The organism is Clostridium sp., assembly GCF_021443865.1.
Classification (GTDB): domain Bacteria; phylum Bacillota; class Clostridia; order Clostridiales; family Clostridiaceae; genus Clostridium.
Genome location: NZ_JABUTB010000030.1, coordinates 77,219 through 88,555 on the forward strand (window position 1 = coordinate 77,219; position 11,337 = coordinate 88,555).

The 11,337-nt window shown below is 27.2% G+C and carries 9 protein-coding genes and 1 tRNA gene; 2 read left to right on the forward strand and 8 right to left on the reverse strand.

Annotated elements, in window-relative coordinates:
- A partial coding sequence (locus HUJ77_RS06725; RefSeq protein WP_291707808.1) for a GDSL-type esterase/lipase family protein occupies positions 1 to 460 on the forward strand: 460 nt, incomplete at its 5' end.
- 48 nt (positions 461 to 508) lie between these two features.
- Here HUJ77_RS06725 and HUJ77_RS06730 read toward each other — a convergent pair.
- Entirely contained in the window at positions 509 to 1,462 is a 954-nt protein-coding gene (locus HUJ77_RS06730; protein ID WP_291707809.1) for an FAD-dependent oxidoreductase, read from the reverse strand.
- Between the two features lie 232 nt (positions 1,463 to 1,694).
- On the opposite strand from HUJ77_RS06730, the gene HUJ77_RS06735 reads away from it, so the two are divergent.
- Positions 1,695 to 3,566, forward strand: a complete 1,872-nt coding sequence (locus HUJ77_RS06735) for an LTA synthase family protein (protein ID WP_291707810.1) — start codon at positions 1,695 to 1,697, stop codon at positions 3,564 to 3,566.
- A gap of 96 nt (positions 3,567 to 3,662) precedes the next feature.
- Here the strand turns inward: HUJ77_RS06735 and HUJ77_RS06740 are convergent, their stop codons facing one another.
- The 7 genes from HUJ77_RS06740 to HUJ77_RS06770 form a co-directional block, all read right to left on the reverse strand.
- Positions 3,663 to 4,193: a GNAT family N-acetyltransferase gene (locus HUJ77_RS06740; RefSeq protein WP_291707811.1), complete on the reverse strand. Its 531-nt coding sequence runs from the start codon at positions 4,191 to 4,193 to the stop codon at positions 3,663 to 3,665.
- A 149-nt stretch (positions 4,194 to 4,342) separates the two neighbouring features.
- A complete protein-coding gene (locus HUJ77_RS06745; RefSeq protein ID WP_291707812.1) occupies positions 4,343 to 5,686 on the reverse strand; it encodes a TldD/PmbA family protein in 1,344 nt (447 codons plus the stop codon).
- A 13-nt stretch (positions 5,687 to 5,699) separates the two neighbouring features.
- Complete coding sequence (locus HUJ77_RS06750) at positions 5,700 to 7,079, reverse strand: TldD/PmbA family protein (RefSeq protein ID WP_291707813.1); 1,380 nt, start codon at positions 7,077 to 7,079, stop codon at positions 5,700 to 5,702.
- Positions 7,080 to 7,098: 19 nt separating this feature from the next.
- On the reverse strand, positions 7,099 to 8,574 hold the full coding sequence (locus HUJ77_RS06755; RefSeq protein ID WP_291707814.1) for a hypothetical protein: 1,476 nt from the start codon (positions 8,572 to 8,574) through the stop codon (positions 7,099 to 7,101).
- Position 8,575: 1 nt separating this feature from the next.
- The gene (locus tag HUJ77_RS06760; RefSeq protein WP_291707815.1) at positions 8,576 to 9,964 is read right to left on the reverse strand and encodes a HAMP domain-containing sensor histidine kinase; all 1,389 of its coding nucleotides are present in this window, start codon (positions 9,962 to 9,964) and stop codon (positions 8,576 to 8,578) included.
- Entirely contained in the window at positions 9,961 to 10,641 is a 681-nt protein-coding gene (locus tag HUJ77_RS06765) for a response regulator transcription factor (protein ID WP_291707816.1), read from the reverse strand. The genes HUJ77_RS06760 and HUJ77_RS06765 overlap by 4 nt, the downstream gene beginning before the upstream one ends.
- A gap of 455 nt (positions 10,642 to 11,096) precedes the next feature.
- Positions 11,097 to 11,171 (reverse strand) — tRNA-Asn (locus HUJ77_RS06770).
- Positions 11,172 to 11,337 lie beyond the last annotated feature (166 nt).

Below are 11,337 nucleotides of genomic sequence, written 5' to 3' on the forward strand. Positions count from 1 at the left end.
CAATAAAGGCATTAACGGAAATACTACCACCGATATGTTAAATAGATTTACAGAAGATGTAACTATGTTATCTCCAAAAGCAATATTTATAATGGGTGGTACTAATGATTTATTATCTAATAGGCCCTTAGTTCAAATTACTGAAAATATAGAATTAATGCTAAAAGAAGCCTTGACTAAGACTAATAATATATTCATAGGAATACCCCCAAAAATAATAAAGGAAGATGCTTATAGATTATTTATGGCATCTCCTACTTATGATTACTGTGAAAGTAATCTTCCCAAACTAAGAGAAGAATTAATAAAGCTTTGCAATAATTATAAAGTTAAATATATTGATTTTTATAATATGTCCTTAAGCTTGAATTCAAGTGAAATATTTATAGATGGTATTCATTTTAACGAAGAAGGTCATAAACTTCTCTTTAATGAATTTCTTAAAGCACTTAATCTATAATTATTTTCGCTATATTAAAAGTGGAGTTATTTTATAATAACTCCACTTTTAATATAAATATTTTTTTAAATATTTAGCAACTAATTCTCCTACCTTATAGCCATCTTCTCCACTATTAAATAACATGGCATCCCTTGTAATCACACTTCCACAAGCAAATATTCCTTTTGAAGAGGTTTCATTATTATTAACTATAAGATTTCTTTTTTCATCTATTTCAATTTTAGCTTTTCTTACAAAAGCTATCTCTGGAAAATATCCTACAGTTAATATTAAAGAGTCGCAATCTATATTAGTTATACTCTTATCTTCTTTATTTTCTATATCAATCTTTTCTATTCTTCCATCCCCATGTAATTCAATAACTCTACTATTTTCTATAACATTAATATTCATAGCTTTAATAAACTTTTCTTCTCTATCATTTAGGTTGTTTTTCTTAGAACCATTTATTATAGCTCTAACTTCTGCTCCCTCTACTATTAACCTTGTTGCTAAAAGTAAAGACCATTTATTCTTTCCTAATATCACAACCTTTTTCCCAGGTAAGTATCCTTGTAAATTAATAAGTTTATGTGCAGAAACTAAAGTATATATCCCAGTATATTTATGAATTGGTATATTAATATTACCTGTAAATTTTTCTCTACATCCTGATGCTATTATAATTGCTCTAGCTTTAACATCTTGTATTCCTTCATCAGGATTAACATAAGTAACTAGTTTATTAGTGGTAACTTCTAAAACTTCAGTATCAAGTTTATATTCTCCGCCATGAGCTTTAAATTCTCTTATAAGTTCACTACTTAGCTCTGGTCCAGTAACATCTTTTCCTAAATAATACTTTCCAAAGCCCTCATTTATAAATAAATTTAAATTTCCACCTAAATCACTATTTCTTTCTAGTAGTAATACCTTTTTAATTCCATGTTGAAGAGCAGAAACCCCTGCTGAAAGTCCAGATGCTCCCCCTCCAATTATTATTAAATCATATTGAAGCATATGTAACCTCCATTACTTTTAACAAAAATACATTTATTATTATACCATAAATGGTAAGTAAATATAATAACTCTATTCTATAATGGTTTTAAATTAAGCTTCTTTTCATAATAAAAAATTAATAAAATCTTGTTTGATTTCTAAAAACTACTATACTATAATTAGATATTGTGAACTAGATAAAGAATTATAATGGGCTTAAATAATAGGCCCTTTTTTTTGAGGTGAATTAATGTTAGACAATATTTTAAAAACATTCAAAAATAAGATTATTAATATTGTAAGTATTGATGGAATTATAAGAATGATACTATTCTTGATACCATTTATAACTATAATATTAAAATTAATAATTTTTCAGGGATTTGTTGCTACTGAAGCTCCTTATATCTTAAGTTTTTCAGATGGCCTAAATTCAGCAAAGCCTTTTATTAATTACTATTATGCCTTTACTTTAATATTCTTAAGTTTCTCATTATTATTTAAAGGTAAAGGAAGAGTTATATATCTATTTGTTATAGATATTATAATAACTGCACTTATACTTTTAGACTTAGGATACTTTAGAGGCTTCTTAACAATGCCTTCGGTATTATTATTAACTCAAACAGCTAACCTTGATAATATGGGTGGTACAATATCGTCAATGTTTAGTAAAATGGATTTCTTATTATTAATTGACTTCATTATCTTAGCTATTTACGTTTTCTTTACTAGAAAATCTTATAGCAATGTAAAAAGAAGAGCACCTTTAACATTTATAGTAATGATACTTTCTAGTATCTTATTTATAGCTTATGTGCCTTTTAATTTAAATGTTTTAAAGAATGAAGATGTTAAAAATGGTTATATATTTTCAAATTATGATCCTACAAATACAGCTAGATATTTTTCTCCAATAGGATATCATATTTTCGATGTATACAATGTATATAAAGATTCTAAACCATACGAACTTACTGAAGAAGATACTACTAAAATAAATGAATTTTTTGAAGCAAAAGAAAACTTACCAAATAATAAATATGCAGGAATGCTAAAGGGTAAAAACCTTATAGTTATTCAAGTTGAATCTTTAGAAAGCTTTATAATTGGTAAAGAAGTTAATGGACAAAAAATAACACCCGTTATGGATGAATTAGTAAGTAAAGGACTTTATTTCCCTAATATTTATGAGCAAGTAAATGAAGGTACAAGTTCAGATTCAGACTTAATGATTAATACATCTATGTTCCCATTAAGAAGAGGTAGTACTTTCTTTAGATACCCTTCAACAGAATATAATTCTCTTCCTCTTTTACTAGAAGAAATGAATTATGATACTATTGCAATACATCCTGATAAGGGTTCTTTCTGGAATTATGTAAATGGTCTTAAAGGAATAGGCTTTAATGAATTCGTTGATTACTATTCATTTAATATAGATGAAGAAATCGGACTTGGATTATCTGACGAAAGTTACTTCAGACAAGTTATTCCAATGCTTAAAGAGCAAAAAAATCCATTTTATGCTTTTACAGTAACCTTAACTAGTCATGGACCTTTTGATTTACCTAAAGAAAAAAGAACTTTAAACCTAGATAGTGAATTAGATAAAAGTGAAATGGGCGGATATTTTGAAAGTATTAAATATACAGATAAACAAATAGGTGAGTTTTTAAAACAATTAGATAAGGAAGGTCTATTAGATAATACAGCTATAGTTATCCAAGGAGATCATACTGGTGTTCACAAATACTATAATAGCTCTATAGAAAAACTATCTAATAAAGAAGATTGGTATTTAGATAATGGTCATCATACTATGCCATTTATAATTTGGTCTAAAGATATGAATGAAGGAAAGACCTTTGATACCATAGGTGGACAAATAGATATTATGCCATCTCTATTATATCTTATGGGTGTAGATAATGATAAATATATCAATACTGCCATTGGAAGAAACTTATTAAATACTAATAAATCTTTTGCAGTTCTTACTAATCTTGAAGTTGTAGGAGAAAACCTTACAGATGAAGAAAAAGAGATGTATAAAAATATAGTTGACCTTTCCGATAAGATGATAAGAGCAAATAAAGCTAGTTTATTAAAAGATAAATAAATTATAAAAAAAGAAATTCAACTAAGATTGAATTTCTTTTTTTATTTCATAATTATCTATGCTCATTATTTATTAGCAAAATATTAATTGTTATAATTAGAGATATAAATCCATTAATATTTCATCATCAAATTTTCCATTTACATTAAAGAAATCCTTATGGCATCCTATTTCTTTAAAGCCATACTTCTTATATAAATTTATAGCCTTATTGTTACTTGCTTTAACTCCTAAACTAATATTTTTTATGTTATTACACTTTGCAAATTCTATTAATTCATTCATTACAGCATATCCTATACCTATACCCCAGTATTCTTTTTTTACAGAAATAGCAATTTCACCATTATGGGATATTCTTTTTCTAGGGGACTTTACAATATTAGCTATGCTTACAATATTATTGTCTATTAACCCTATAATCATTAGGTTATTTGATTTATTAAAGTTACTAATAAATAGCTTTTCTTCTTCAACAGAACTATTAAACTCATTTTCCCCAAATAATAAATTATCACTTTCTCCGCCAACAATATTCAAATATTTAATGATTTTTTCAGCATCCTCTTCCTCTACTCTTCTCAACAATAGAGCTTGCCCATTTTTTAATTTAACCTCTTTTACCATAAATAATCTCCCTCTATAAATAATCTCTTACTATTAATTTAATCTAACTAGATAATTAAATTTATTTTATAATACAATAATTATTTCTTATTGCAAAAGAAACTCAGATTATAAACTGAGTTTCTAAATTAATTATAAATTTTTAAATATTATTTACCAGCTATACTTAAGCCTTCAACTCTTATAGATGGACTTCCAACGCTACTCATTGGAAATTTTAAATCAGCTCCAACTTCTACTACATTTTTTAATAACTCAAAGAAGTTTCCAGCTACTGTTATTTGTTCAACTGGGAAATCCTTCTTGCCATCCTTAATATAAAATCCCTTGGCTGCTAATGAAAAATCTCCAGTTATTGAGTTTGCTCCTGAGTGTAATCCAGCAAATTCAGTAATTAAAACACCTTCTCCTACTTCCTCTAATAACTGATCAAAGTTTTTAGTTCCCTTTTCAATATAGAAATTAGTTGGTGAAACTCCTACTGGTGAACCATAAGAACTCTTAAATCCATTACCTGTAGATTTTGTGTTACCTTTATAAGCAGTTTTTAAATTATGAAGTAATGTAATTAATTTACCTTCATGAATTATGTCTTTCTTCTTAGTTGCTACTCCTTCATCATCAAAAGGAACTGATGCTAACCCATTTTCTAAATGTGGATTATCTAATAATGTTACCTTTTCACTTGCTATAATTTCTCCTTCTTTATCCTTTAATAAGCTTAATCCCTTTTGAGCAGCGTCTCCACTAAATACTCCTGCAAAAGTTGAAAGAATTGAAACCATAGCTTCATTATTAATAATAGTTTTATACTTACCAGAAGGAATTGACTTTCCACCTATTCTTGAAGTGGCTTCATATATTCCCTCTTTAGCAATTTTCTTTGGATCTACTTCTTCTAAAGAATTCGCTGTTATATATCCCATTCCATCATACATATCATCGCCACTCTTAATTATTGGTACTACATAAGCACTTAGCAGATTAGATTTATTCTCTAAATTTAATCCTTTAGAATTAATAATTCCATATTTAGAATTATTATAACCTATTCCACAGCCTTCAAAGCTACTAACCCTATTATCTAAATTCTTAGCTTCTTTTTCCATGCTTAATGCTAAATCTATTAACTTATCTGCAGGAATATTTTCTAAAGCTTTATAATAAGTGTTAACTTCTGCATATTCCTTATCACCTTCATAAATAAATTGAATATCTTCATTTTCAATAGCAAGGGCACTTTCTTTAGCATTCTTAACTAACATTTTTATAGCATCTTCATCTAATATTTCAGTATAAGAATATCCGATTTTATCATTGATTTTTCCTCTAAAAGATAATCCATAAGAAGTTGTTAAATTGTATTTTTCAACTTCTTCATTATAAACATTTATACTTAAACTTTCTCTATCTACATAATAAACTTCATATTCATTAAATCCATTATTTTTAGCTTCTAAAAATAACTTATCAATAAATTCTTTTAATTCCATATTCAATTCCCTCCTATCTTCCACCTACTGTTATTTCTTTTACTCTAATCATAGGTTGACCTACATTAGTTGGGATACTTCCGGATATAGAACCACACATACCTTGACCTTGTTCTAAATTCTTTCCTACCATATCAATATTTAATAATACTTCGCTACCTTTACCAATAAGACTTGCTCCTCTTACAGGCTCTTGTATTTCTCCATTTTTAACTATATATCCTTCAGAAACTGCAAAGTTAAACTCTCCTGTTACAGGATTTACTGATCCTCCACCCATTTTCTTTGCATATAATCCATCAGAAATTGATTTAATAATTTCTGTTTCATCATCATTACCTGCAGCAATATAAGTATTTGTCATTCTTGATGTTGGGGCAAACTTATAACTTTGTCTTCTTGAGCTTCCTGTTGCCTCCATACCCATTCTTCTACCATTTAATTTATCTATTAAGTATCCCTTTAAGATTCCATTTTCTATTAATATATTCTTTCTAGTTTTATTTCCTTCATCATCAATATTTAATGATCCCCAAGCATTAGGAATAGTTCCATCATCAATTGCTGTTACTTTAGATGAAGCTATTTGTTTGCCAAGCATATTTGTAAATACTGAATTTCCCTTTGCTACAGCAGTTGCTTCTAATGAATGTCCACATGCCTCATGGAATATAACTCCACCAAATCCATTATCAATTGCCACCGTCATCTTTCCAGCAGGACAATTTTTAGCATGTAACATAGTATGAGCAATTCTTGATGCTTCCTTACCATAATGCTCTGGATCTATACTATCAAATAACTCAAATCCCTTATGTGCTCCTGGTCCTTCAAAGCCTGTTTGATTTTCTCCATTAGCTGAGGCAACTGAACTTATTGATAATCTAGTTCTAACTCTTCTATCTTCTGTTAGTAATCCTTCTGTATTTGCAATTAATATATTTTGCTCTTTATCTAAATATCCAACTGATACTTGAGATATTTCATTATGATATTCTTTAGCAGCTCTGTATCCAGCCTTCATTACATTAATTTTTTTATCTATACTTATTGATGATGGTATATATATAATTGGGTTATTATTGTAAACTTCTTTTCTATCTAGAACTACACTTATATCTTCTTTTAGTTCTCCAAGTGCCAATGCTGCTTTTTCAGCAGTATCTAGTAAAGCTGATAAACTTGTATTATTAGTATAGGCATAAATACTTTTAAATCCCTTAAATATTCTTATTCCAATACCATGAGTTCTTCCTGATATTGAATTTTCTACTTTGCCATTAAGAATACCGATAGATGTATTGATAGTATCTTCTTCAAATATCTCTGCAAAGTCTCCTCCTGTTATTAAACATCTAGCTAAAACACTAGATAATATATCATTTGATAACATAGTTTAATCCTCCTTAATATTAATTACTTGTAATTACTCCACCACCTTTAAAAGCCTTTGTCCATGTATCCACATAGGAGCCTGTCGCCCATTCTGACATTATAACTCTTTCGCCTTCATTAAGGTCTATACTTATTAGTGAATTTCCTTTTATGCTTCCTTCTTCTAACTCATACACAAATAATTTATTATTAAATATAATTATTGCTATTCTTCCTGTGGGAGAAGTATAAGCATCTTCTATAAATGGGAATCTTCCCTTTAAATCCTTCCATGGTATTAACAATGTATCATAATTTAAAATCTTTTTATTTGGATTTATTGATAATTTAAAGTCAACTCCTTTTTCATTAGGATCCTTTGATATAATTCTCCCAACTAAAGCCCATTTTCCTTCTATTCTTTTTATGGTGAAATTAGTATAATCTACTTTATTAATTAATGAATTTTGTTTTTCTAATGATAAACTATTAAATGCATCATTAAAATCTCTTTCATATTTTTCTTTTACTTCTGTTGAATATATTTCGTTTATACTAAGACCTTGATATGAATTAATATTATCAATAGGTATGGTTCTATAAATTGGAGCTAAATAATTAAATTCATCTTCTTCAAATCTCTCAATTGAAATATAATCATTAGAAATAAAATTAACATCTTTATATAGACTCACTGATGTGCCACTTCCAATTTTCATATCTTCTCTTCCATCTATTGGCTTAGCAATAAAATACTCATTATATATACCTTCTTCATTAATTTCTTTCTTTTCTATAGTCCATATTCCATTTAATCTTGGAAAAATAATATTACTTTTCTCTAATATAGGCTCTATTTTATTATCTTTAAATGATATCCATAAAGTTCTATAACTTGAATCATGAAAAACTCCATTTTCACTTTCTTTACTAGAAGTTTTTAAAGCTAACATTACTCCAACATTACTGTTGTAATCTTCATCTATCACTTCTGCTTCTATCTTATTAATAGAATCTTCAATATGTCTTGGATTTATATCTTCTCTAACTAACTTTAGTAATAATCCAGAATAAAATAAATACCCATTATCATTATTTGTAATTATAAATTCTCCTATTAAATTATTTGAATCTATTAAAGAAATTATATCTACTTTATCTGATGGCTCTATAATGTCTTTTAACATTAGATTTAATTCATAAGATAATACATAACTTCCATTTACAACCTTTAATTTAAAGTTTGGAAATTGATATGCTTTATTAAAAATTGAAATTTTACTACTAGATATACTAATTAAAGAATCCTTCTGTGACAATATTTCATCCTTATTTTCAATCTCATCATCAACTATATTAATATCTTTGATTTTCCAGGTACCTTTTATAGTTAAGTTTTCATTATCAGGGGCTTTTATTGATTGTGTATCTTTTCCATTTACTTTACTACAACCAATATTAAATGTAAATATTAAAATAATTATCAATGAAAGAATCTTTTTAACTAACTTCATATTATTCCTCCTCATTTTTTGGAATAATAACTTCCACCTTTGTTCCTATTCCTAATTTACTATATATATTAAATTCACCATTATGAAGTTTAATTATTTCATCACAAATAGACAATCCTATTCCATTTTTAGAATTTGAATTTTTCCCCTTAAAGAACTTTTCTTTTACTCTTGGTAGGTCTTCCTCTGATATTCCACATCCATTATCTTCAATAATAAATTTAATTTTATCATTAGATATGAATTCGCTGAATACTACATTTCCTCCAGCACCTGTGAACTTAAAAGCATTATCTAATAAGTTTATAAATACTTGTTTTAATCTATTACTATCTACCATCATAGTTCCTTTAGCTTCATTAACAAATTTCAAATTAATTCCTTCTTTATTAGCTCGAGGTCCCATAAAAGATTGAATGTGATTAATAAATTCTGAAATATTAACTTCTCTTAAATCTAAACTTACATTTTCATTTATAAGCCTAGAAAAATCTAATAATTCTTCTACCATTAATGAAAGCCTATCTGTTTCTTTTTCTATTATTTTAAATCCTAAATCTAAAGTTTCCTTATCTGTTTCATGGTTATTTAATGTTATAGTCCATCCTTTAATAGCTGTTAACGGTGTTCTTAATTCATGAGAAACTTGAGAAATAAAATCATTTTTTAATTGCTCTCTTCTAGATATTTCATCTGCCATAAAATTTAGTGTATTAGAAAGTTGACCAATTTCATTTCCACTATCAATATTGCTCCTTACACTTAAATTCCCACTTCCCATTTTTTCTGCAACCTGATTTAAATACTTAATTGGATTTATAATACTATTTGCTAAAAATATACTTAATAAAACACCTAGTAGTAACACCCCAATAGATATACTTGAGAAAATAATCATTATATTTCTTATGATTGAATCAATTTCTTCTAGTGAAGTAACAAATCTAATTATCCCTATTATTTCACCATCGATTTCTAATGGATATGATACTGCCATTACATTTTTATCATAATAATCTACCTTCCCAATCCATCTTGATGGCTCTCCGTCTAGTGCTTTATATATATCAGAAGCATTTGTTAGCTTTTCATCCTTTATTCCAATAGAATCCATAAGTAAATTCCCACTAGCATCAAATATTTCTACTTGTGCATTATTTTCATTCCAAAAGGCATCTACATTATCGTAAATATTTTCTATTAGTGATCTAGAAGAAAAATACTTATTATAAAAATTCATAGATACTTCTATTCTACTTTTTAAAATTGCCTCCATATTATCATAATAGTATTTTCTTATAAATATCATAAGTAATATATTTAACACAACAACCGTTGAGAAAATAATTATTACTATACCTCTTAGCAATTGATTTTTTATACTTTTCATCCTTTTAATTTCCACCTATAACCTATCCCCCATACAGTTTCAATATAATTTGGCTCTGAAGGTTTATCTTCAATTTTTGCTCTTAGCCTTCTTATATTTACATCTATTATTTTCGCATCGCCAAAATAGTTCTTTCCCCAAACTAAATCTAACAATTCATCTCTACTAAAAGCTTTATTAGGGTTTTCTAAAAATATTTTCATTAATAAATACTCTTTTGGTGTAACATCTATTTCAATATTATTTTTTAATATTTTTTGAGAATACAAATCTATAATAAATGGCCCAAGCTGTAATTTTTCTCTATCATCTTCTCCTAATCTCCTAATTAATGCTTTTACTCTTAATACTACCTCTAATGGATTAAAAGGCTTAACTATATAATCATCTGCTCCATACTCTAGTCCCATAATTTTATCCATATCTTGCCCCTTAGCTGTAATCATAATAATTCCCATATTAGGAAATCTATTACGCAATTCATTACATACCATAAATCCATCAATTCCAGGTAACATAACATCTAAAATTGCTATTTTAGGATTTTCTTTATTTGCTAATTCTATGCCTTTTTCTCCAGTTTCAGCTTCAATAACATTAAAATTACTTCTTTGTAGATTTATTTTTAAAAAGCCTCTTATACTTTCTTCATCTTCAACTAATAAAATTTTATTCATTTCCTCACCCCTTTATCTACTTTTTAAATACATAATTAAATTATACCCTAATTATAAAAATAAAAAGGATATATTAAAAGCATTTTAATTAATATAAATTTTTTAATATAGTAATATGATTACTTTAATGTTCCAAATTCAAGATCTTTAGATTTCAAATAATCTATGATATGTATACTTACTTTAATTATATAAGAATCATCTTTTTTAATCTTTACAATAAACTGAATAATAGTTACGAAATGATTACAACAAAAAGGCAATAAATCTTATATGACCTTGCTCTGTTTCTTCTTCCAAATCAAGATCATATAAGATTTATTACCCATATACTGAATTTAATAATTTCACACTTCATTTCTATTTATATAAACTATTCTATCTATATATAAAATAAAAGAGTTTTATAACAATAGATCAAAAATCTACTCTTATAAAACTCTTATAATTTAAAATGGCTCCGTGGAGAGGATTCGAACCTCCAGCCTATCGGTTAACAGCCGAGTGCTCCACCATTGAGCTACCACGGAATATTTTATTTTCAGAGTGTTCTCTGAAAATTGCACATGAATGAGAGCCAAAATCTTTGATTTTGCTTCTCGAATTTACTCAGCTTACTGAGTTTTATTCTTGAATATTTATTGGTCAAGCCCTCGACCTATTAGTATCAGTCAGCTAAATATGTTACCACACTTA

Coding starts and splice junctions, on each gene's coding strand:
- HUJ77_RS06765 (WP_291707816.1), bottom strand. CDS start 10,641: ATGAATAAAATTTTATTAGTTGAAGATGAAGAAAGTATAAGAGGCTTT.
- HUJ77_RS06745 (WP_291707812.1), bottom strand. CDS start 5,686: ATGGAATTAAAAGAATTTATTGATAAGTTATTTTTAGAAGCTAAAAAT.
- HUJ77_RS06750 (WP_291707813.1), bottom strand. CDS start 7,079: ATGTTATCAAATGATATATTATCTAGTGTTTTAGCTAGATGTTTAATA.
- HUJ77_RS06740 (WP_291707811.1), bottom strand. CDS start 4,193: ATGGTAAAAGAGGTTAAATTAAAAAATGGGCAAGCTCTATTGTTGAGA.
- HUJ77_RS06730 (WP_291707809.1), bottom strand. CDS start 1,462: ATGCTTCAATATGATTTAATAATAATTGGAGGGGGAGCATCTGGACTT.
- HUJ77_RS06735 (WP_291707810.1), top strand. CDS start 1,695: ATGTTAGACAATATTTTAAAAACATTCAAAAATAAGATTATTAATATT.
- HUJ77_RS06755 (WP_291707814.1), bottom strand. CDS start 8,574: ATGAAGTTAGTTAAAAAGATTCTTTCATTGATAATTATTTTAATATTT.
- HUJ77_RS06760 (WP_291707815.1), bottom strand. CDS start 9,964: ATGAAAAGTATAAAAAATCAATTGCTAAGAGGTATAGTAATAATTATT.